This is a genomic window from Lysinibacillus sp. FSL R5-0849 (assembly GCF_038595075.1).
In the GTDB taxonomy this organism is placed as follows: Bacteria; Bacillota; Bacilli; order Bacillales_A; family Planococcaceae; genus Lysinibacillus; species Lysinibacillus fusiformis.
The window spans coordinates 1,618,830-1,640,093 of sequence record NZ_CP152004.1 but is presented as its reverse complement, the minus strand read 5'-3'; the positions used below and the strand labels follow the sequence as shown (position 1 = coordinate 1,640,093).

23 protein-coding genes are annotated in these 21,264 nt (G+C 39.3%); 4 read left to right on the top strand and 19 right to left on the bottom strand.

Annotated elements, in window-relative coordinates:
• Nucleotides 1–26: 26 nt before the first annotated feature.
• From MKY80_RS07755 to MKY80_RS07745, 3 genes are read right to left on the bottom strand one after another with little or no spacing between them, the layout of a single operon-like run.
• Nucleotides 27–818 carry an IclR family transcriptional regulator gene (locus MKY80_RS07755; protein ID WP_008176403.1) on the bottom strand — a complete coding sequence of 264 codons (792 nt, stop codon included), beginning with the start codon at nucleotides 816–818 and terminating at the stop codon, nucleotides 27–29.
• Nucleotides 815–1,792, bottom strand: coding sequence for a dipeptide ABC transporter ATP-binding protein (locus MKY80_RS07750; protein WP_043990133.1), 978 nt, complete (start codon nucleotides 1,790–1,792; stop codon nucleotides 815–817). Before MKY80_RS07750 ends, MKY80_RS07755 begins: the two co-directional genes overlap by 4 nt.
• A complete protein-coding gene (locus MKY80_RS07745) occupies nucleotides 1,767–2,780 on the bottom strand; it encodes an ABC transporter ATP-binding protein (RefSeq protein WP_171365159.1) in 1,014 nt (337 codons plus the stop codon). Before MKY80_RS07745 ends, MKY80_RS07750 begins: the two co-directional genes overlap by 26 nt.
• Nucleotides 2,781–3,295: 515 nt before the next feature.
• Between MKY80_RS07745 and MKY80_RS07740 the strand changes: the two genes are divergently transcribed.
• The 4 genes from MKY80_RS07740 (at nucleotide 3,296) to MKY80_RS07725 (ending at nucleotide 6,367) form a co-directional block, all read left to right on the top strand.
• Nucleotides 3,296–3,757 carry a chemotaxis protein CheX gene (locus MKY80_RS07740; protein ID WP_008176411.1) on the top strand — a complete coding sequence of 154 codons (462 nt, stop codon included), beginning with the start codon at nucleotides 3,296–3,298 and terminating at the stop codon, nucleotides 3,755–3,757.
• 323 nt (nucleotides 3,758–4,080) lie between these two features.
• On the top strand, nucleotides 4,081–4,203 hold the full coding sequence (locus tag MKY80_RS07735; RefSeq protein WP_009370491.1) for a hypothetical protein: 123 nt from the start codon (nucleotides 4,081–4,083) through the stop codon (nucleotides 4,201–4,203).
• Between the two features lie 24 nt (nucleotides 4,204–4,227).
• Nucleotides 4,228–4,719, top strand: coding sequence for a cytochrome B5 (locus MKY80_RS07730; protein WP_312144378.1), 492 nt, complete (start codon nucleotides 4,228–4,230; stop codon nucleotides 4,717–4,719).
• Nucleotides 4,706–6,367: a b(o/a)3-type cytochrome-c oxidase subunit 1 gene (locus MKY80_RS07725; protein WP_089985098.1), complete on the top strand. Its 1,662-nt coding sequence runs from the start codon at nucleotides 4,706–4,708 to the stop codon at nucleotides 6,365–6,367. The genes MKY80_RS07730 and MKY80_RS07725 overlap by 14 nt, the downstream gene beginning before the upstream one ends.
• Before the next feature lie 48 nt (nucleotides 6,368–6,415).
• Here MKY80_RS07725 and MKY80_RS07720 read toward each other — a convergent pair whose 3' ends face one another.
• From MKY80_RS07720 to MKY80_RS07645, 16 genes are all read right to left on the bottom strand, one after another.
• Nucleotides 6,416–7,912, bottom strand: a complete 1,497-nt coding sequence (locus MKY80_RS07720) for a carboxypeptidase M32 (protein ID WP_239354414.1) — start codon at nucleotides 7,910–7,912, stop codon at nucleotides 6,416–6,418.
• Nucleotides 7,913–7,985: 73 nt separating this feature from the next.
• On the bottom strand, nucleotides 7,986–9,080 hold the full coding sequence (locus tag MKY80_RS07715; RefSeq protein ID WP_342532450.1) for an AraC family transcriptional regulator: 1,095 nt from the start codon (nucleotides 9,078–9,080) through the stop codon (nucleotides 7,986–7,988).
• A gap of 64 nt (nucleotides 9,081–9,144) precedes the next feature.
• On the bottom strand, nucleotides 9,145–10,125 hold the full coding sequence (locus MKY80_RS07710; protein WP_239354409.1) for a serine hydrolase: 981 nt from the start codon (nucleotides 10,123–10,125) through the stop codon (nucleotides 9,145–9,147).
• A gap of 13 nt (nucleotides 10,126–10,138) precedes the next feature.
• The gene (locus tag MKY80_RS07705; protein WP_107922002.1) at nucleotides 10,139–10,963 is read right to left on the bottom strand and encodes a MerR family transcriptional regulator; all 825 of its coding nucleotides are present in this window, start codon (nucleotides 10,961–10,963) and stop codon (nucleotides 10,139–10,141) included.
• Between the two features lie 300 nt (nucleotides 10,964–11,263).
• Nucleotides 11,264–12,211, bottom strand: a complete 948-nt coding sequence (mdh, locus tag MKY80_RS07700) for a malate dehydrogenase (protein ID WP_239354408.1) — start codon at nucleotides 12,209–12,211, stop codon at nucleotides 11,264–11,266.
• Nucleotides 12,211–12,579, bottom strand: a complete 369-nt coding sequence (locus tag MKY80_RS07695) for a BMC domain-containing protein (protein WP_342532447.1) — start codon at nucleotides 12,577–12,579, stop codon at nucleotides 12,211–12,213. Before MKY80_RS07695 ends, mdh begins: the two co-directional genes overlap by 1 nt.
• Entirely contained in the window at nucleotides 12,572–12,856 is a 285-nt protein-coding gene (locus tag MKY80_RS07690; protein WP_008176433.1) for a EutN/CcmL family microcompartment protein, read from the bottom strand. Before MKY80_RS07690 ends, MKY80_RS07695 begins: the two co-directional genes overlap by 8 nt.
• Nucleotides 12,857–12,892: 36 nt before the next feature.
• Nucleotides 12,893–13,762, bottom strand: a complete 870-nt coding sequence (locus tag MKY80_RS07685; protein ID WP_008176435.1) for a phosphate propanoyltransferase — start codon at nucleotides 13,760–13,762, stop codon at nucleotides 12,893–12,895.
• Between the two features lie 12 nt (nucleotides 13,763–13,774).
• Nucleotides 13,775–14,365 (bottom strand): phosphate propanoyltransferase, encoded by a 591-nt coding sequence (locus MKY80_RS07680; RefSeq protein WP_342532443.1) that lies wholly within the window; start codon nucleotides 14,363–14,365, stop codon nucleotides 13,775–13,777.
• Between the two features lie 90 nt (nucleotides 14,366–14,455).
• A complete protein-coding gene (locus MKY80_RS07675) occupies nucleotides 14,456–14,734 on the bottom strand; it encodes a BMC domain-containing protein (protein ID WP_008176438.1) in 279 nt (92 codons plus the stop codon).
• A 16-nt stretch (nucleotides 14,735–14,750) separates the two neighbouring features.
• Nucleotides 14,751–16,241 (bottom strand): aldehyde dehydrogenase family protein, encoded by a 1,491-nt coding sequence (locus MKY80_RS07670; protein ID WP_089985105.1) that lies wholly within the window; start codon nucleotides 16,239–16,241, stop codon nucleotides 14,751–14,753.
• A gap of 15 nt (nucleotides 16,242–16,256) precedes the next feature.
• Nucleotides 16,257–16,907, bottom strand: a complete 651-nt coding sequence (gene eutL, locus MKY80_RS07665) for an ethanolamine utilization microcompartment protein EutL (RefSeq protein WP_089985106.1) — start codon at nucleotides 16,905–16,907, stop codon at nucleotides 16,257–16,259.
• Nucleotides 16,908–16,918: 11 nt separating this feature from the next.
• Nucleotides 16,919–17,929, bottom strand: coding sequence for an ethanolamine ammonia-lyase subunit EutC (gene eutC, locus MKY80_RS07660; RefSeq protein WP_089985108.1), 1,011 nt, complete (start codon nucleotides 17,927–17,929; stop codon nucleotides 16,919–16,921).
• Between the two features lie 9 nt (nucleotides 17,930–17,938).
• Complete coding sequence (locus MKY80_RS07655) at nucleotides 17,939–19,309, bottom strand: ethanolamine ammonia-lyase subunit EutB (RefSeq protein WP_008176446.1); 1,371 nt, start codon at nucleotides 19,307–19,309, stop codon at nucleotides 17,939–17,941.
• Nucleotides 19,310–19,314: 5 nt separating this feature from the next.
• Nucleotides 19,315–20,739: an ethanolamine ammonia-lyase reactivating factor EutA gene (locus MKY80_RS07650; RefSeq protein ID WP_008176448.1), complete on the bottom strand. Its 1,425-nt coding sequence runs from the start codon at nucleotides 20,737–20,739 to the stop codon at nucleotides 19,315–19,317.
• Between the two features lie 17 nt (nucleotides 20,740–20,756).
• Entirely contained in the window at nucleotides 20,757–21,257 is a 501-nt protein-coding gene (locus MKY80_RS07645) for a EutP/PduV family microcompartment system protein (protein WP_008176450.1), read from the bottom strand.
• Nucleotides 21,258–21,264: the final 7 nt, after the last annotated feature.

Below are 21,264 nucleotides of genomic sequence, written 5' to 3'. Positions count from 1 at the left end.
TTCATCCCCTTTTATGTTTGTGCTATTTATACGCCATAAGGATATGGCATCGAATAACCTAGTTCAGCCGAAATTAACGCAGCAGTTTCCCACAGTCCCTCTAAAAACATATTAATTTTTTCTTGTGGTAGTAGTGATTCTATACCAGCAATACTAATGGAGTACTCTACTTTTCGATCACTATTAAAAATTGGCACCGCTATTGATACAGTTCCTTCTTCTAGTTCTGACACGCTGTAGGCATAGCCATTTGTCTTACCAAATTCAATTAGTTCATGAATTTCTTTATCCGTATGAGGGGTTCCACTCGCATATTTTTTTCGAGGTTTATGAAGAACCTCGTTAATTTTCTCTTCACATTGAAAAGATAAAAGAATACGTGAGCAAGCGCCTGCGTAAAGAGGTGCTCTTCTTCCGACTCTTGTATATAATAGAACCGGCTTTAGACTTTCTATTTTTTCTATATAAAGGCCGTCCGTTTCATCCAATACTACTAATTGAACAGCCAAATCAAATTTCTGTTGTAACATTTTCATATATGGAATGGCTAACGAACGAATCTCTATGGAATTAGCAGCTATTGCCCCCAATTCAATTAGTTTATTCCCTAGTAAATAATGATCACTTAAAACTACCTGTCCACCACTTTGAACATATGGCCGTTTTAATACGCCTAAATCCGTAAATGTTTTTAGAAATCTATGTAAGGTCGGTTTAGGAATATCGGTTTCTATAGCTAGTTCGTCTAACCGCCAAGAAGGTTTTTCTTCCGTAAATAACGTTAAAATATTGATCCCTTTTTCCAATGTTTTGCTCATGTTAATCGCTCCATTTGTTCTTCATAAAGTAAACAAGAAACTTCATGTTGATCACTAATTTTTTTCAATTTCGGTGGTGTCACTTTACAAATCTCCATACAGCTTGGACACCGCGTATGGAAAGTGCATCCTGATGGCGGATTCGCTGGATTTGGCACATCTCCACTAAGGACAATTCGTTCTTTAACCGTTGAAGGATGAGACTTCGGTAATGCAGAAAGTAATGCTTTCGTGTAGGGATGCTTCGGATTATTAAACAATTCATGTTTGTCAGCTAATTCCACTATCTTCCCTAAGTACATCACCCCTATACGATCACAAAAATGATGCACGACACTTAAATCATGGGATATAAAAATATAGGTAAGATTCATATCCCTTTTTAAATCTTTCATTATATTTAGCACTTGAGACTGAATGGATACATCTAGTGCCGATACCGGTTCATCTGCAACAATCAATTTAGGATTTGATACAAGTGCCCTGGCAATTCCAATGCGCTGTCTTTGACCGCCTGAAAATTCATGTGGAAAACGTTCTAGCTGCTTTTCTGTAAGCCCAACTTGTTTGGCAACCTCAAAAACACGTTGTTTCCGTTCTTCCTTTGTACCGATTCCAAAATTCACTAAAGGTTCTTCAATTATTTTGAAAACCTTCATACGAGGATTAAGGGAAGAAAAAGGGTCCTGGAAAATGATTTGCATATCACGACGTTTTTGACGTACCTCTTTGGCGCTAAGTGTGGCTATATTTTCTCCATTCAGCAAAATTTCGCCCTCTGTAGGTGTTAGAAGCTGAATGAGTGTTTTGCCCATTGTGGATTTTCCACAACCTGATTCCCCTACTATTCCTAAAACCTCACCTTCGTTGACAAAAAATGAAACATCATCTACTGCTTTTAAATTTCCCGAACGTGATCCCTTCACTGGAAAATATTTTTTCAAGTGTTTAACCTCTAACAATGGACTGCTCATTTACAATTCCTCCTCCCACATCATCCTTTTCATATAACCAGCATCTAACCGTGCTACCAATGGACGTAGTAAATAACTCTGGTTTCTGTTTACATTTTTCAGTTGCAAATTCACATCGATCGAAAAATCTACAACCTGCTGGCATATCGGCTGGTGATGGCACCACACCCTCAATAGACGGAAGATACTCTTGCTCTGTCTCAATATCCGGCAATGAGTTTAGTAACCCTTTCGTATAGGGATGGAGCGGATGATCAAATAAGTCCAACACATTTGCTTCTTCAACTATTTCACCCGCATACATGACAATCACTTTCTCACAGATTTCAGCCACAACGCCAAGGTCATGGGTAATTAAAATAATGGACATGTCCAGTTTTTCTTGTATGTCTTTCATTAGCTCTAGAATTTGTGCCTGAATAGTTACATCTAATGCAGTAGTAGGCTCGTCTGCGATTAATATTTCTGGTCCACAAGCCAATGCCATGGCAATCATCACCCGTTGTCTCATACCACCAGATAATTGGTGTGGATATTCATTCACCACTTTATCGGGACGAGGAATACCAACAAGGCGAAGCATATCAACCGCTCGCTCATGTGCCTCTTTTTTTGAAATTTTTTCATGACTATGAATCATTTCAATGATTTGGGAGCCTACCTTATACACTGGATTAAGGGAGCTCATCGGTTCCTGAAATATCATTGAAATTTTTTTCCCACGAATCTTTCGCCATTCCTTCTTCAATTTTTTAGGAATTTGTTTTTGATCTATGTAAATCTCTCCATTTTGCCATTCAACTCCAGAAGGCAATAACCCCATAAGAGATAAGGATGTCATACTTTTTCCACAACCAGATTCCCCTACAATCCCCAATGTTTTACCTTTTTCAAGTTGAAATGACACCCCATTCACAATGGAAATATCCTTTTTATTTTGCTGAATACCTATTTTCAAATCCTTTACTTCTAAAATATTCAATCCCATTTTTCCCCCTCCGTTCCATATTATGAAACGCGATTCCATTTTTTAAAATTTTATCAGAGGTTAACAGGTTATTTCAATAGTTTTCAGAAAAAAATAAAAATTCTATTTATTATAATTATTTCAGAAAAACAATTAATACTGTTTGTAAACCGCTAAGATATCTTTTTACCTTTCGAAAAATACAAAAAAGCATGGTCCCGAGTGCTCGGACCATGCTTTATGTTTTTTTCTTATATAATTTCTTATTTCAAATGTGCAGTCGCCTGTTTCATGACGTATTTCCCTACTCCAATATAGATGGCTACAGCTGTTCCAATCAATACGAATGTCATTGCTGACCGCTCCTTTTCATTTAATGTAGTGTTTTTCTCGTGTCTTTCAGACCAATTCATTGAATTTGAAAATCATTCTCACTAATATATTATAAATTTCCTGTTAATTCGTCAAGACATACTTTCATCTTACCCTTTTTACATGGTAAGATGTAGAAAAGTCGGAAAAAGGATGCGGTAATGATGAGTAATTCGAAGTACTTTCAAACTATTTTAAACGGGACTATTCACGCTTTAAAATCAATTCTACCTATGGATATAGAAGTAAAGTCGCCTAGTATTATTTCTGAACCCTTTCAACAGCAGCAAATGGGTGTATTAATTGGTTTAGTCGGAGATTTAAAGGGTCGTGTCATCATTGACTCCTCTCCTGAAGTGTTCAGTGGAATCGGTAGTACGATGTTCGGTATGCCGCTTGAAGGAGAAATGCTAGAATCCTTTACAGGGGAATTTGGTAACATGATTGCAGGAAATTTATGTACAGCTGTTGGGCAAGAAAGCTTAGAAATTGACATCACTCCGCCAACTGTGATGGTGGGCAATACAAAATTATATGGCTTTGAGAAGGCCTTTGCTCTCCCAGTTTCGGTCCCAAGCGTCGGTGCCCTAACAGTTCTATTAACAATTGAGGAAGAAGCGGAGTAGAAAGCTAGGTTTAAAGTCTATGCCAAATAAGACATTATATGCAAGAGCATACAGCATATATGTTTTAAATTTGCCATTCGCCTATATACATTGATCATACTTCCTTAACATCTATTGTTTTTATTAAAAAAAAGCTAAATATAACAATGAAACAAGCTATCTCGATGACTTTTGAGATAGCTTGTTTTTTTCTCCCCTACATTCTTCACACTTTCTTCACACAATTTGTCTAGAAGTGTGATTTTTTTCACATCAAATTGCATTGAATTTATATATGATGACTGTAAGAAACACCAACTATAAAAAGCGTAGGAGGAGCAAAAATGGCAAATAAAAAGAAGTCAGATGAGAATTTAAAAGGTTCACTCTATGCAGTTTTTGGAGTAGGTATCATCATTATTTTACTTTGGGTGTACTGCTTTGATTTGTTCATTGGACGGTTTTAATCTACGAGGAAGGGAAAGAAACATATGCACATACATAAGTATGAGAAGTATTGGCTTGTGTTCGGAGTTGCTACTTTAGTCGCATTCCTAATCATTCTCGGTATCGGAGCATTTCATCAAGGCTCCCATCCGAACAATGGTAAAAAAACACTAGATTACGAGAAAGTGAAAGAGACAGCACCTTTTGATAATCCAGGAGTCCATAAGGTAGAGGGCAAAGATTGGGATTATGAGGTAGTCATAATAGCCTCTGCATTCAATTATAATCCTCCACAAATTGAGGTACCACTTGGTGCAAAGGTAAAATTCATCGCAACAAGCGAAGATGTCATGCACGGTTTTGAAGTTGCAGGTACGAATATCAACATGATGCTTGAGCCTGGTTATATTTCAGAATATGTAACAGTAGTAAACAAAGTAGGCGAGTTTTTAATCGTATGTAATGAATATTGTGGTACAGGACATACGATGATGCACTCTATGCTAAAGGTGGTGGATTCAAATGAGTCACACTAATTCAATGACAAAAGTAGATCGTCGCGATGCAAAGCTAGCAATGGCGCATATATATGTGGCATTTATCGCATTGCTATTAGGTGGTCTTGCAGGTTTATTACAAGTATTTGTACGTTCTGGTCAATTTACTTTACCAGCGGGCATTGGCTACTACCAAGTGTTAACCGTACACGGAGTATTACTCGGTCTTATTTTAACTACATTCTTTATTTACGGTTTCCAAATTGCCAGTGTAAGTCGTACTTCTGGTACATTTACTAACAGTCAACGCAGACTTGGTTGGATTGGCTTTTGGTTAATGACAATCGGTACAGCCGCTGCGGCAACAATGGTTTTATTGAATAAAGCAACTGTTCTTTATACGTTTTATGCACCGCTAAAGGCACACTGGATTTTCTATTTAGGCCTTACACTAGTCGTTGTTGGTTCTTGGGTGGGCGGCGCAGGTCAAATTTTACGCTATGCTCAATGGCGCAAAGAAAATAAAGGTAGCGGTCAGCCTAGCCCATTATTATCATTTATGGTAGTTGTAAATAATTTAATGTGGTTCGTTGCAACACTTGGTGTGGCAGCTTCAGTATTAATCCAACTGTTACCATGGTCATTAGGTTTAATTGAACGTGTCGATGTTGCCCTATCTCGTACCCTTTTCTGGTATTTCGGTCATGCACTTGTTTACTTCTGGCTATTACCTGCTTATATGGTTTGGTACGTGATTATTCCAAAGGTCATTGGCGGAAAAATTTTCTCCGATTCTTTAGCAAGACTTTCGTTTATGCTGTTCTTACTCTTCTCTATTCCTGTTGGGATTCACCATCAGTTAACAGAGCCTGGTATAGATAGTACATGGAAGTTCATTCAAGTTGTCTTAACATTTGCTGTAATCGTTCCATCTTTAATGACAGCCTTCTCGATGTTTGCCATGTTCGAATTACGTGGTCGAGAATTAGGTGGAAAAGGACTGTTCGGATGGTTCAAAAAATTACCTTGGAAAGATTCTCGTTTCTTCGTTCCATTTATCGGTATGGTGGCATTCATTCCTGGTGGTGCTGGCGGTATTGTCAATGCCTCCTATCAAATGAACCAATTAATCCATAACACTATTTGGGTGACTGGGCATTTCCATTTAACAATTGCAACCGCTGTTGTTCTAACATACTTTGGTGCGGCCTTCTGGTTAATTCCACATTTAACAGGACGTACTTTAACAAAGGCTTTAAACAATCTTAGTAATTTCGCTGGTATCTTATGGGCAGTCGGTATGACTATTATGTCTTCTGCTATGCATATTGCTGGTCTTATCGGTGCACCCCGTCGGTCAGATTACTCAGAATATGGTGGTGCTTCACAGGCATACGATTGGATTCCTTATCAAATTGCACAGGCTGTGGGAGGAACGATTCTTTTTATCGCCATCCTAATCATTATTTATATCGTCGTGAAATTAGCTTGGTTTGCTCCTAAGGGTGAAGAAGAGTTCCCTATTGGGGATGTACATGAGCTTAGTGGTCCGACACCGGCTATTTTAGAAAACTTTAAAGTGTGGCTTGTCATTTTAGTAGCCTTAATTTTATTCGCTTACACCGTGCCAATTTTCGATATTATTTCGAATTCACCGGCCGGCTCCAAAGGCTATCAATTGTGGTAAGTATTTAGAAAAAAAGCGATTTCTCATTATAGAGAAATCGCTTTTTTTTTATAACTGATATAGCTTTGTATATTTTTCTTGTAAGTAGTTTGCAAGATACTTGGCATTTAAGCCTTCCCCTGTCGCCTCCTGTAGCAATTCAAATGGCTTTTTCAATGCTCCATATTGATGAACTTTATCTGTTAGCCACTCACGAATAGGTAGAAGCTCGCCCTTTTCTAATAACTCATCAAAATGAGGAATATCCTTATCCATCGCATGCTTCCATTGTGCTGCATAAATCATTCCTAACGCATAGGATGGGAAGTAACCGAACATGCCACCTGACCAATGCATGTCTTGTAGTACTCCCATTGCATCTGTCTCAGGGCGAATACCTAAATATTCCTCATATTTATCATTCCATACTTGTGGGAGATCCTTCGCTTGTAATTCCCCATTGAACAGATCACGTTCAATTTCATAGCGAATCATGATATGTAGTGGATACGTTAATTCATCCGCTTCAATACGAATAAAAGATGGTTCGACCATATTAATGGCACGTAAAAAATCGGCTAATGCAACATCACCAAATTGAGCTGGTGAGAAGTGTTGAAGGCGCTCATAGTTATGCTCCCAGAACTTTTCATTTCTGCCAACAAAATTTTCATAAAATAATGATTGAGATTCATGAATCCCCATTGATGTACCTGTGGCTAATGGCAGACCTGCAAGTTTTTCATCAATGTTTTGCTCATACATCGCGTGACCGCATTCATGAATTGTACCAAAAATAGCTGAACGGAAGTCATTTTCATCATACTTAGTCGTAATACGAGCATCACCATAGTTTAAGCCAATCATAAATGGATGCACACTTTCATCTAAACGGCCAGCATCAAAGTCGTAACCAAGTTGAGCTAGCATCTCTAGTGATAGTTCACGCTGAGCTTCACGTGGAAAATGCTTAAATAACATGCTTGTGTCCGGTTTATTCGATGAATCAGCAATTTTTTGTACAAGTGTTATAATGGATTCTCGTAAATCACCAAATACTTGGTCTAATACATCTGTCGTCATGTCTGGTTCATATAAATCGAGCAATGTATTATAGGAAGATCCATTTTTAATGCCCCAATATTGAATGAATTTTTTTTGCCATTGAATGATTTCCTCTAAAAATGGTAGGAATAGTTCAAAATTATTGCTTTCCTTTGCTTCTTCCCATGCCGTTTCCGCCTTTGATTGTAGAATTACAAATTGTTTATACTCTTCAGCAGGAATTTTTTTATTTTGATCGTAATTCTTTCTTACTTCTTCCACTAAACGAAGTGTCACATAATCAAGATCTGATTTTTGTGCCTCTAAGGCTAATAGTAGCTCACCTAATTCTTCACTCGTTTGCATATCAAATAAGGAGGCTGATAATGTACCTATTACCTCTGAACGTTGTGCTAACCCTTTTTTAGGTGCTCCCGTTCTCATATCCCAATAAATTACATTGAGTGCTTCCTCATAATGCTGCATCTTCTTAACATAGTCAGTAAATTGTTGAACAGTCATGCTTTCATCCTCCTTGTGCTATAAGTTTATCATATTTTCGAAAATTTTGTATATTGTGGGCCGTTTAGTAGTTTTACTCAGATTTTTCATTTTTCACTTTATCTATTATTTTTAAATACTGAGTATCTCCGAGCCCATATTGAGGAAAGAGGCGAAATAATTGTGTTAACAATTCCTGTGATGACTGATCAACATGTTTCATAATATAAGTAGAAATATCATTTTCTTCTTTTAAATAGTCAAAATATAATTGTATGCCCTGATACATTACTGGTAAAAGCGTTTCCTCTGGGATACGATGGCGGATCAAAACGTCTTGATAAATCTTTAAATAGTCTCCAAGCACGATCTCAATTTCATTCACATCATAGGTCGCTTCCTGTACCATATGGAAATAAACTTTGCCTTCGTATTTTTGCTGCTCCAGAAAAGCAAGTACAGTTAGCAAGTTCATTTGACAAAACATATCATCCCCAAACCATAAAACGATACATTGATAGTTTTTGGTCCACAATGACTTTAAAGGATTCACTGTTATACGCTCATAGTCCTGGACCGCTACTTGGTGTCCAGCGGCACGAATTTTGTTAAATTCTTCACCCAAAATAGGGCTTGCTGTTTGATTGGTACACATGGCTTCATTAAAAGGTACATAATCACTGTTCCCCATTAATTGCTGTTTCGAAAACTCCTCGTACATCATTTGACCATTTAAAACATTCAATATCGCTTGATCATATTGCGCATGTATTTTCTCTTGCAATGCTTCAATTTTTAGTTTTGAAGAAATATCCATTGTAAACCATCCTCTTTCATCCTTTAAATTCTTTTTTACAAATGTTTGCAAAGGTTGTGGGGACTTTCGGAATTCATGAGGGCTTAAACCAAAGACCTTTTTAAAGGCTCTAGAAAAGGACTCCTGTGTTGAAAAGCCATAATGTAAGGCAATATCGATCATTTTTTCTTCCGACTTTTTTAATGCTTCAGAGGCCAAATATACCTTGCGTAATGAAACATATTTTTTAATTGTGATCCCCGTTATTTGATGGAATTTAAACGAACAATAATACGAGGAATAGCCCATATCCTTCCCTAAATGTTCTAATGAAAAGCCTTCTAAGAGATGATCTTCAATCCAATCAATCATCTCCTGTATGATGTTATTCACCCTCATCCCTCCTCCTTTGATTATAGTAGAGGTGATAAGGTTTGTTATGATATAGGTTGTGATATTATTGCATTAATGCTGGAATAATATGTTCCTTGATAAACGACCATCTATCTGGAGCATTGACCATAAAGAGTGAAGAGATAGCAACTACTGTGTTCAGTGAAGGAATACAACAGATTATATTGCCGCCATCGCCAACTGCAGCATAAGAAAAGAAATCTTCCTCCTCTCGTAGCCACCATAAATAGCCATAATGATGTGAATTTCCCGCGATAGATTCTTGAATCCATGCTTTTGACAGGATTCTTTGGTGATTCCATAAACCCTTATTCATATATAAAGAGCCTATTCGGGCCATATCTCTTGTCGTCATTGTTAATCCCCAGCCGCCTGTAGAAAGCCCATTCGGATCATGCACCCATCCTTTCACGTTTTTTCCGAATAAATCGTCAAAACCATAGCCAGTCATTGGATAATTCGGGATTTCTTTTATTCCTATCGGTTGAAATAAATATTCATTGGCAAATGCAAGGGCCGTCTTTCCTGTGCTCTGCGTCAGAATGGCAGAAAGTAAATGAGCTCCTGCTGAGGAATACTTAAAATGGCCGACTGCTCCTCCCTCCCCCATACTATTGAGGATATATTTCACCCAATCATCTTGCTGACATAAAATATCGAGTGGCTCATGCCAATCCTGAAACGGATAGGGAACTGTCATTGTTAAAAGATGTCGTATATTCATTTTTTGTTTAACGTCATCATCTGTTCGATACTCAGGAAAGAAGTCCAATACCCGTTGTTCGACACTCTTAATAAAACCTTTATCGATGGCAATGCCGATAAGTGCGGATAGTACACTCTTAGTGACCGATGCCACATGCTGTGCTTGCTCTGAGTCGTTCTTCTGAAAATAATTTTCATATGCTAGCTTGCCATTTCTGATAATTACAATACCTGTTATATTACGATACGCTTCCTTTATAAAGGATTCATTCAAGCTCAATCTATCTGATGCAGGTATATTCCAATTAACTCCCATCATTTCAACCTCCTTATTATTTTTTCTTGATTGGAAAATAAACTTCTGTTAGCCAGTCTTCCGTATGCTGCTCTTGATTGGGATCTGTTATATAAATTTCATAAGGAGAATCCACTAGCTCATAGCCCTCTTTTTTCACCCACTCTAGTAAATTGGCATAAATTGCAGATAATTCATTATAAGCGCCTTTTAACACGGATTTTGCACAAAGTCCTCCTGGAAAATCTCTTGTTCCGTTCACTGATTCTTTAATAGGAATAGCAAATTCAGTATCATTACCAAGAGGATCATATTCAGCACTATGATAAATCGTCATCGGCTTCCCAAGTAGGGTGTATTGCTCCTTAGCGATTTTCTCATAGAGTGTTTGGAAAAAATGGTGATATCCCTCTTTATAATCTTCACCAGTCAGCAACTGCCGTCTAGTCAGTATTGTCTGCTGCTTCGTCTCAACGAGTTTGATAGGTATATCATCCAGATAAGACATAATTGATACACCCTTCTTTATATGGAGTAAATCATGATTGATTTGCTTCACTGTAAAATCATAAGCCTTCATACGCTCCTGCAATTCCCTTTTCTTTTGTCTGAGGACACCATATAGTTTTTCTTCTTGCTCGTGTTCTTCCATCATTACGAGCGTTTTGATTTCCTCAAGCGATAATTGATAGGATTTTAAACGATTAATAAAGAGCATTTTTTTCAATTGTTTAATGGAATAATAGCGATAGCCGTTTTCTTCATTTATCTCCTCAGGATGAATTAAACCAATTTCACTGTAATAGCGGAGCGTTTTCGTTGATACACCACAAATTTTCGAAAATTCACCAATTGATATCACACCATCACTTCTCCCTTTCATTTATGTCTTATATCCGTTATACACTTTCCCCTTAGGGCAAAGTCAACTTCCTTTAACTTATTTGCATAAAAGCACTTTTTACAAAATAAAAAAACTGTAGCAAACGATGCGCTTGCTACAGCTCGTCCTCTCTTAATCAAAGAGAGGTATATATTTAGGAGAATTTTCACTAGCTTTCGAGTAATGTTCGGTTTCCAATCAAACATTTTTAGGAGCTGCCATTCATTTTCAATCGAAAGAAAGATGGGGATTCTTTCTATTCATCAAAGTAGAGTCTCTTTACTCTATGTTTTGGCAAATGGATATTACTTGTTTAACAGCCTCCGCAGAATGCTGAAGCGCTGCTTGTTCTTCATTTGTTAGGTGCAATTCGATTACAGATTCGATACCATTGCCGCCTAAAATTGTTGGTACCCCTAGATACAGGTTTTGGTACCCATATTCACCTTCTAATAGGGCAATAGAAGGGACAATTTTTCGTTGATCTTTCATAATGATTTCGACCATTTGCGCGCATGCAGCAGCTGGTGCATAATACGCACTACCATTGCCTAATAAACCGACAATTTCACCGCCACCTTTACGTGTACGTTCGACGATTTGCTGGAGTCTATCCTGGGGGATGAGTTTTTCTAGCGGAATACCTCCTGCATAGGAATAACGAATTAATGGTACCATTTCATCACCATGTCCACCTAGCACAAAGCCAGAGACATCTTCAGGTGCAATTTGTAGCTCCTGTGCAACAAACGTGTTGAAGCGAGCTGTATCTAACACACCAGACTGACCAATGATACGATTTTTAGCAAAGCCTGTTTCCTTGTGACATACATACGTCATGGCATCAACCGGATTACTTAACACGAGGACAATACTATTTGGAGCATAGTGTTTTATTTGTCTTGAAACCTGTTGAATAATTTTAGCATTCGTTGTCACTAAATCATCACGGCTCATGCCTGGTTTTCGAGGGATTCCTGCTGTAATGACTACGATATCTGCACCAGCAATATCCTCATAATTACTCGTCCCTTTAATAGATACATTAAACTTTTCTATTGGGCCTGTCTGTAATAAATCCAATGCCTTCCCTTTAGTTGGGTTCTCAGCTTCGGGTATATCAACGAGCACGACATCGCCTAGTTCCTTTTGTGCTAAAAATAAACTCAATGTAGAACCAGTATGACCGGCACCAATCACAGCGATTTTATTTTTACGAAATGCCATTATGCTTCACCTCGATTATCTGTCGCTGGTGTTGCTTCGGTTGTTTTTTTAGCACGTGTTGATGTAGATGTAGAAGCCGGCTTTTTCTTCGGTACCTCTGGTCCATTAATCATTTGGAATACCTCGTCATCAGGTCTTGGAATTACGTGAGCGCCTAATAATTCTCCAACACGCATAGCAGCCGCTTTTCCAGCTTCTACTGCTGCTTGTACAGAACCTACGTCACCTTTCACGACCACAGTCACAATGCCACCATCAACGAATTCCTGCTTGACGATTGTCACGTCAGAAGATTTAATCATCGCATCAGCCGCTTCATAAGAACCTACCAATCCTTTTGTTTCAATCATGCCAATTGCGCTACTCATTGTCCTCACCTCTCATCACTTCAGTAGAATCAATAATACCTATAACAACTGCATCGATTGGTAACGGATTTTCTTTCATAATATAGCGTGATGAACCGCCACTTGTTATTAGGACATCATCACCAATCCCTGCACCGATACGATCAGCTGCTACAATTTCAGTGCGAATCGGCTGTTGATTGGAGTCAATTGGTTGAATGATTAGTAGTTTTAAACCATTCAGCCCTTCCTCCTTACGTGTTGCCCATACACTGCCTATCACTCTTCCCATTTGCATGAACTTCACCCTCTTTATGTTACACAGATTAATTTGCTACTCAGAACGGATTGTTAACGTTTTATTTAACTCTCGCAGCTTATCATAGGCTAACGCCGTTACAATGGTTTTCTTTGGCACGACAATTTCTTGCGCATCTATTTCTAGCACTTCCAGTTGTGAAAGTAGCTTTTTGTCATAATGATAAATAGCTGGTTTTTCTACCTTTGCTACGACTGGAGACTGCTCTTTCACTGGAATCGGTTGCTCATTCACTTGATGCTGAACAATTTCTGCTACTGTTCCTTGCTGAATTAAACCTGCATTGGCTTCATCTGTATCAATATGCATCTCTAATCGATAACGCTCTGATACACGGATAACCACATTCGATAAAATAATTGGGCGAATACCTTCTACCTTGATTTGTACAGACTGTCCATCCATTACATTGAATTTCGCACTGTCTTCTGGGGACATATGAATGTGGGCTTGTGCAATAATGAGTCCTTCATTTAGCACGACACTCCCCTTTGGACCAATCAATGTAACTGGGCTAGAGCCTTGTATATCACCTGAAATTCTTAATGGGGGTTTTATCCCTAGTTTCATGGCATCTGTCCAGCTAACTTCCACTTGAGACAATGAACGAGCTGGACCCAGTATACGTACACGCTCAATCGATCCTTTTGGACCAGCAATGACTACGGTTTCCTCCGCAGCAAATTGCCCAGGTTGGGAAAGCTCAAACTTTGGTGTAAGCTGATAATTCTCACCAAAGAGCTGTTCCACTTCTGCTTGTGCAAGGTGGACATGGCGGGCGGATACACCAATTGGAATTTTACCGTCATGTGGAGGGGAAGATTGATTTTTTAAAACTTGCTGCAGAACTTCTTCAACAATTTTTTGCACTAATTTTTCTTGCATCTTGCCTCCTCCTTACGTTGTTACTTTTACTAAAGTTCCTTGTGCCTGTTGTTCAATAAAACCAGCGTTTGCTTCATCCGTATCAATGTGCATTTCCAAACTAAAATCATTGGAAATGCGTACAACTACACCACGGAATGTAACTGGGCGGTCACTGATTACTTCTACAGAAACCAAATCATTATTTTGGACTTCCAATGCTTTCGCGTCTTCCTCAGTCATATGAATATGTGCCTGTGCAATAATGACTCCTTGCTCAATGGTCAATTCATGATGTTGGCTACTAATTTTGATGCCTGCTGAATGGTCAATATCTCCTGACTGTCTCAGCGGAGGGGTTACCCCTAGTTTCATCGCATCTGTTCGGCTGACTTCCACTTGCGTAGCTGCTCTTACTGGACCAAGTACTCGGACATTATGGATAACGCCTTTCGGTCCCTCAATGGAGACACGCTCCTTTGCCGCAAATTGTCCAGGCTGTGATAAGTCAAAATCCTTTGTTAACGTTGCTTGTGGACCAAAAAGTGCTTGTAAGTCCGCTTCACTTAGATGAATATGACGAGCCGAAATGGCCACTGGAAATGTTTTTGTTGCTGTTGTCACGTTAGCCACCTCTATATTAAATGGATTGTTGTTACTTGATGACAGAAGGAGAGCTATCCTTTAGTTGGATCAGCTCTCATTGCTGATATATTAAGCTTCTGCTTTTGGTAAAATCATTTCTAATTCATGGTGTGGACGTGGGATTACATGAACTGATAAAAGTTCCCCTACACGTTGTGCTGCTGCTGCACCTGCATCTGTTGCTGCTTTTACAGCACCTACATCTCCACGAACAAGAACCGTTACGATACCGCCACCAACATGTACTTTACCTACTAAATTAACGCTTGCTGCTTTTACCATTGCGTCTCCTGCTTCGATTGCTCCTACTAAACCTTTTGTTTCTACCATTCCTAATGCTGTACTCATTTGTCATTCCTCCAAATTATTTATTTTGTAATGTGATTTGTTTTAATACTTGATCAACGATTTGTTGAACCATTGTTGTGTCTAAAGAAGGCTCCTGTGAGACAACCGACTCAACAACGGACTGTACTTCAAACTCTGGTTTTGGCACTTCTACATCCTTAATGCCATAAGCCATACGTTTAATGTTTAAAAGATGTCTTGCTGTAATGTTATCTGACGTAATATTGCCGCCAAATGTACCACAGCCTAATGTAAAGGATGGTGCTAATCCAGTTGTGCCACCTACTGCACCAATAGATGATAGTGTATTCACTACAATACGAGATACTGGTAATTCAACGGAGAATTGCTCTGCTAAAGCTGCATTTTCAGTATGAATCGAGCATGTATGTCCGCGTCCACCAATATTTAAAAGGTCAATCATCACTTGCTTAGCTTCTGTACTGTTTTCTACCGTATAGAGGGCAAAGATAGGTGATAATTTTTCAAGAGAAAACGGGATGTTTTTACCAATCATCGTTTCTAAGCCAACAAGTACTTTAGTATCCTCTGGTACAGTGATGCCTACAGAATCCGCTAAGCAGGTTGCTGATTTGCCGACGATTTGTGGATTCACCTTTCCAGGAACTGGTGAAATTAATTTTTCCATTTTAGCCTTTTCTTCAGCATTTAAAAGATAGGCACCGTTTTTCTTTAATTCTGTTTGTACCTGCTCTGCAATTGCTTTATCTACAATAATAGCTTGCTCTGTAGCGCAAATTGTGCCATTATCAAACGATTTACTGTGCACCAATTGACGTACAGACTTTTGAATATTTGCTGATTTTTCGATGTAAGCTGGGACATTCCCGGGTCCTACCCCATAAGCAGGTTTTCCTGAGCTATACGCCGCCTTCACTAATGCGCCGCCACCTGTCGCTAAAATCAAATGAATATCAGGATGCTTCATTAGCTGCTGTGTTGCCTCCATAGAAGACATTGTTAAACATTGTAGTAAACCTTCTGGTGCACCTGCTTGTTCAGCAGCTACTCGGCAAACGTCTAACGCCTCTTTTGTACATTTCACAGCATATGGGTGAGGACTTAGCACTAAGGCATTTCTCGTTTTTAAAGAAATTAATGTTTTAAAAATAGCTGTAGATGTTGGATTCGTCGTTGGCACAATTCCTGCAATAACCCCAAAAGGACTTGCAATCTCTGCCACTTTTTTCATACGATCATAGCCTACGATACCAACCGTTTTTAATTCTTTAATATCTTCATAGACATCTCGTGAAGCAACTTCGTTTTTCATTTTTTTATGATTAGGGATACCCATCCCTGTTTCTTGCACAGCCATTTTGGCTAAGCGATCCGCTTCCTTAAAGGCAGCATCCGCAACAGCTTTAACGATGCTGTCTACTTGTTGCTGTGAAAATTGCATATAGGCAGCTTGTGCTGTATTAGCATGTTTAACAGCATCTCTCATTTCTTGAATAGCTAATAAGTCTTTGTCTAATGTGGCCATAAAGCCGCCTCCTTTCTAAATCACTGGGTTTCTTGCTAAATTTTCAATGGCTTCCCTAAAAGCGTGTGCCGCAGCCTCACAGGAAGATTGGCTGCCACTTAATAAACCGCCACCAAAATTTGTTTCCGATGGAGGGCCAAAGAAAACCTTTAGCTCTACTTCTGCCGCCTTTAATGCTGCATCTAAACCAACAACTGCCTCCAATGGCGGTGCGATTAAATACGCAAGAGGTGTGCCAATCTTTACATCTGCTAGCTCGGCAAGATACGTCCCACAGCTTGCCACCGTATGGGCAAACAAAGCATGGTTGACATTGTTATTAATAGCTTCAAAGTACGTGTCAAACTCTATTTTCTGTTGAATGGCATCTAGACCACTACGGATTTCATCAGGTGAGCTTCCAGCAATAATGCCAATAACCTCCCCCGACAAGGGGCCAGATGAATGTGCCGCTCCTGCATAGAAACTTTTCGCATAGACAACATCAATATCTGCCTTCTTCGTTGCTTCATCTAATGCTACATATCCTACATCATCAATTGTGAGCGTCACGAGCCCAATACTATGATGGTGCGGCTTCAAATCTAGCTGCTCTGCTAATTCACTGTTAACTCTTGGAATAGTTTGCATCGCCAAAATTTGGGCCATTATTTTTTGAGGATTCATATTTCAGCCTCCTAACCTTCTTTTGCGACAAGCTCTACCCCACTTGCCTCGTAATGCAAGATTTTTTGTACGATTGTTCCAAGGTACGCGCCCGCCTCTAATGGTGGGATGCCTCCTTTATGGATATTAGATATGACCATACGCTCTGCTTCTACTGTGCCGATTCTAGGTTTATAGCATAAATAAGCACTCATCGATTCAGCTGATACTAGTCCAGGACGCTCACCAATTAAATAAACAATTACCTCCGCCTGTAACAACTCACCAATTTCATCCATGAGCGCCACTCGGCCTTTATCGATATAGAAGGTTGTGCCTATATCAATATTTAAATTGCTAAGACTTTGCTGAAGCGCTAAATAAACATCTTGTACATTTTCCTCAATCGCACTCGCACTTAAGCCATTCGAAATAATAATCTGTACTTTCGGCTGTTGCTTGCACTTTTGTTGAATTAATGACTTGGCTTCATCTGATAAACGACGACCTAAGTCAGGTCTTGTAATGTATTCCTCTTTATCTGTTACTTTCGTTGTCACTTGAAAGACATCAATTTTTTGTAAAAGATCTTCTGTCACTTCACCATACACAGCGTCCACTGCAGCGGCATGATCGAGACGGAACTTTAACCATGTTTTTGTTTTTGGTCTTGTGCCCGCTCTACCTACTCCAATCCGAGCTGGTGTATGTTTTTTAGCCGCCTGTATACTGTCCGTTAATGTGTCTGCCTCAAACTGAAAAGGCTTAATGGGTACAGCTACATTTAACGGTTGTTCAAAAGTTGCAGGAGCTATATGTGCCTGCTGAGGAGTTCCTTGCTGATACAGCTGAATTAATGGTTCACTTGTTGTAGACATAGGTTTTGCTAATTCTGTAGCACCTTTAGTTGCTGCTGTATCATAGAACTTAATAAGCGGCTCCTCTGTTCGTGTTGTGATTACCTCTGGAGCTTGCCCCTCAGTAGTTTTCTCCATCTTTTCCATGACAAGTTGTGTAATCATAGAGACTAATTGATCATTCACTCGACTCACCTACCTTTCAAAAATGGATAAATCGCCAGCCCTAGCTGAAAGTCGACCATTTTCATAAATGCCCATTTTCTCAAGCCACGCTAAATATTCTGGTGCTGGTTTTTTTCCAAATGTTTGTAGTAATGTAGCTACATCATGGAAGCTCATTGATTGATAGTTGAGCATGACATCATCACCCATTGGCGCCGCAATAATAAAGTTAACGCCAGCCGCTGTCAGTAACACACTTAAATCTTCCACATCATTTTGATCTGCCTTAATATGGTTTGTATAACAAATATCTACACCCATAGGGATACCATGCATTTTGCCCATGAAGTGATCCTCAAGACCCGCTCGTATTACTTGTTTATTGTTGTATAAATACTCTGGGCCGATAAAACCAACTACTGTATTAACGATATAAGGGTTGAAGTGTCGAGCAAATCCATAATTGCGAGATTCAAGTGTTACTTGGTCGATGCCCATATGAGCTTCTGCTGATAGTTCTGAACCTTGGCCTGTTTCAAAGTAGAATAGGTTCGGACCAGTACCCGTCCCCTGCTTTTTAATGAGCTCTTCTGCTTCTCGTATTAAATCTGCTGAAATCCCGAATGAACGGTTGGCAATTTCAGTGCCAGCAATACTTTGGAAAATCATATCAGCTGGTGCACCCTGTTTTATGGCCTTCATCTGTGTCGTAATATGGGCTAATACACAATTCTGCGTAGGAATTGACCAATCATTGATAAATTCTTTTGTAGCAGTTAATACCTTTTTGACACTTTCAACTGAATCATCCACAGGATTAATACCAATGACAGCGTCACCAATACCATAGGACAGACCTTCCTTTAGGGAAGCAATAATACCGTCGATATTGTCGGTTGGATGGTTTGGCTGTAAACGTGATGACAGCGTACCTTTTTGACCGATAGTAATATTACATGTCGATAAAATCTCTACTTTATTGGCTGCATGAACGAGATCTAGATTTGACATTAGCTTCGTGACAGCTGCAATAATTTCAGAGTTCATCCCTTTGCTTAAACGCTTTAACTCACGATCACCCGTATCATTCGATAAGATGTATTCGCGTAGCTGCTCAATGCTCCAGTTTTTTATTTCTCCATATATTTGCTCATTAATATCGCCCTCAATAATGCGTGAAACTTCATCATTTTCTTGCGGCACTAATGGATTTTCACGGATATCTTTCACTAGAAGCTCACTTAGTACTGCCTTCGCAGCTATACGTTGCTGAACGGTTTCAGCTGCAATTCCCGCTAGCTGATCACCTGATTTTTCTTCATTGGCCTTGGCCATGACATCTTTTAATGATTTAAAATTATATTTCTCTCCACCAAATATCACCGATAAATTCACATTCATCCTCCTTACTTTGAGTGGAAGGCAAGAGTTTTCACAACAACTGGAACAACGCCTGAAGGCAGAACCTCTCCAATGTCGATATAATCTCCCGTCTCCACTTTGATTTGATCGATGCAAATAATTGGGACTGTCGGATTAATTGCTTGTATGGTTTGTCCGATAATCTTTGCATAATCTGATTGAATGACTATGATAATTGGTATGTCCTTGGAGCATCTTGTTGCCAAATGTTGCAATAAGGCCTCACACAATGCATGTACATCCTGAAAGCTTAAATACGGCAATTCACTAAAATAGAGTGCAAATGGTGCACGATTATCCTGTATCGCAAATAAATCATCTGCTCGTTCCACCGCTGTTTTCACCGTGCTGTTATAGTCTATTGCTGTTTCATCCAGATGGCAGTTAAACACAGGAACATTTTTGAGTGGTAACACCTCGGCATCCACCTGGATGGTTGCCCCACTAATTTCCGTAGTTTGTGTACCTGCACCAGTGACGGTCGCACGAGCGGTTTCTTTAGGTTGGAGCCATAAAAATGATTGCAGTTGCTCATGCTGAACGAGCATTTTCGCTAATCGTTCACCAATATCATCATATTGACGCTGAGTACATTCATTTTCATAAATACAAGAAGCTACTCCTCCAGAAAAGACGATGGCATCTACTGGTTTATGCCAGTTTGGCAAATGCCCAAGTAATAATGGATGCTTGTCATCCGTACACTGTCCCTTCAAAATTAAAGCAAGTGTACCGACCATTTCCTCTATACATTGCGTCACTCGAGCATCTTCTGCCGCATCACCGACGGATAACGGATTAGACCACTTTTCCATCAGTTCCATGAGTGGCGGAGAAATTGATTGAATCCTACCATTGTTAAATTCAATCAATCTACCACCAACATGTAAGGTACATGTCCCGATGACTTCTCCAAATTGCATAACAGCAATATTGGCAGTTCCACCACCAATATCAATATTGGCGATCACTTTTGAAGAGTTTTTTGATTGCTGTAAAGTACCTGACCCTTTGGCCGCAATAATGCCTTCTAAATCAGGACCAGCAGTAGCAACTAAAAAATGACCTGCGCCATCTGCAATGGTATGGACAACCTCTCTTGCGTTTTCCTTCGTGGCAGATTCGCCAGTTATAATAATTGCGCCCGTTGATATATCAGTTGGTACGATTTGAGCTAATTGGTACTGCTGAAAAATGAATTCTTCAATTTTTTTCATATCGATGATGTCTTTATTGATAAATGGTGTCTTGATGATGGGACTTTGATGTAACACCGTCTTTTCAATAATTTCAATCCTTGGCACATGGGTTACGCCAGCCACATTCTTTAACAAAAAACGACTAACTACCATTTTGGTCGTGCTTGTCCCAATATCAATGCCAGCACTATAAATTTTTTCAGTTTTCACCCTACACCACCCTCTCGCTACTGTGAGCAATACATGAGATATGGACTATCGCAATCCTTCACGAATTGTTGAATTTCTTCGTGTGTATGAAGCTGAATAAGTGGCGCAATCCATTCCACGCCAAGCTTTTTCCACGAAGAAGTTTTCACGATAGGGCCCTGTGTCATCACATTTTTTAATAAACCTGTCGCTCTTTCAACATCTGCATCAGGTGCATCAATTTTTGTAATGACACCGATTTGTATTTTCGGAATCCCTAAGCTAAATTGCGGAGGAAACACACTTCTTGAAGATGTGGCATCCTGCAAATAAATGACATGTGTTACTTCCAACGAAGTGGCCATAATGTTTCTGTAATACATGGGATTTTCAATATATTCACCGGGTGTATCGACAATCCAGTCTTCATAAACGAGTGCTTGTGTTTTATTGGCACTGCTTTCTTTGCCCAACAAAGTATTCATCAATGTTGACTTTCCTGCTTGCACACCGCCTATTATCATTACTCGATTTTTCATACGACAC

What these genes read in the sequence shown, in the direction of transcription:
- MKY80_RS07755 (WP_008176403.1), bottom strand. Translation starts at nt 818, where the DNA reads ATGAGCAAAACATTGGAAAAAGGGATCAATATTTTAACGTTATTTACG.
- MKY80_RS07750 (WP_043990133.1), bottom strand. Translation starts at nt 1,792, where the DNA reads ATGAGCAGTCCATTGTTAGAGGTTAAACACTTGAAAAAATATTTTCCA.
- MKY80_RS07745 (WP_171365159.1), bottom strand. Translation starts at nt 2,780, where the DNA reads ATGGGATTGAATATTTTAGAAGTAAAGGATTTGAAAATAGGTATTCAG.
- MKY80_RS07740 (WP_008176411.1), top strand. Translation starts at nt 3,296, where the DNA reads ATGAGTAATTCGAAGTACTTTCAAACTATTTTAAACGGGACTATTCAC.
- MKY80_RS07735 (WP_009370491.1), top strand. Translation starts at nt 4,081, where the DNA reads ATGGCAAATAAAAAGAAGTCAGATGAGAATTTAAAAGGTTCACTCTAT.
- MKY80_RS07730 (WP_312144378.1), top strand. Translation starts at nt 4,228, where the DNA reads ATGCACATACATAAGTATGAGAAGTATTGGCTTGTGTTCGGAGTTGCT.
- MKY80_RS07725 (WP_089985098.1), top strand. Translation starts at nt 4,706, where the DNA reads ATGAGTCACACTAATTCAATGACAAAAGTAGATCGTCGCGATGCAAAG.
- MKY80_RS07720 (WP_239354414.1), bottom strand. Translation starts at nt 7,912, where the DNA reads ATGACTGTTCAACAATTTACTGACTATGTTAAGAAGATGCAGCATTAT.
- MKY80_RS07710 (WP_239354409.1), bottom strand. Translation starts at nt 10,125, where the DNA reads ATGATGGGAGTTAATTGGAATATACCTGCATCAGATAGATTGAGCTTG.
- mdh (WP_239354408.1), bottom strand. Translation starts at nt 12,211, where the DNA reads ATGGCATTTCGTAAAAATAAAATCGCTGTGATTGGTGCCGGTCATACT.
- MKY80_RS07695 (WP_342532447.1), bottom strand. Translation starts at nt 12,579, where the DNA reads ATGAGTAGCGCAATTGGCATGATTGAAACAAAAGGATTGGTAGGTTCT.
- MKY80_RS07690 (WP_008176433.1), bottom strand. Translation starts at nt 12,856, where the DNA reads ATGCAAATGGGAAGAGTGATAGGCAGTGTATGGGCAACACGTAAGGAG.
- MKY80_RS07685 (WP_008176435.1), bottom strand. Translation starts at nt 13,762, where the DNA reads ATGCAAGAAAAATTAGTGCAAAAAATTGTTGAAGAAGTTCTGCAGCAA.
- MKY80_RS07675 (WP_008176438.1), bottom strand. Translation starts at nt 14,734, where the DNA reads ATGAGTACAGCATTAGGAATGGTAGAAACAAAAGGTTTAGTAGGAGCA.
- MKY80_RS07670 (WP_089985105.1), bottom strand. Translation starts at nt 16,241, where the DNA reads ATGGCCACATTAGACAAAGACTTATTAGCTATTCAAGAAATGAGAGAT.
- eutL (WP_089985106.1), bottom strand. Translation starts at nt 16,907, where the DNA reads ATGAATCCTCAAAAAATAATGGCCCAAATTTTGGCGATGCAAACTATT.
- MKY80_RS07655 (WP_008176446.1), bottom strand. Translation starts at nt 19,309, where the DNA reads ATGAATGTGAATTTATCGGTGATATTTGGTGGAGAGAAATATAATTTT.
- MKY80_RS07645 (WP_008176450.1), bottom strand. Translation starts at nt 21,257, where the DNA reads ATGAAAAATCGAGTAATGATAATAGGCGGTGTGCAAGCAGGAAAGTCA.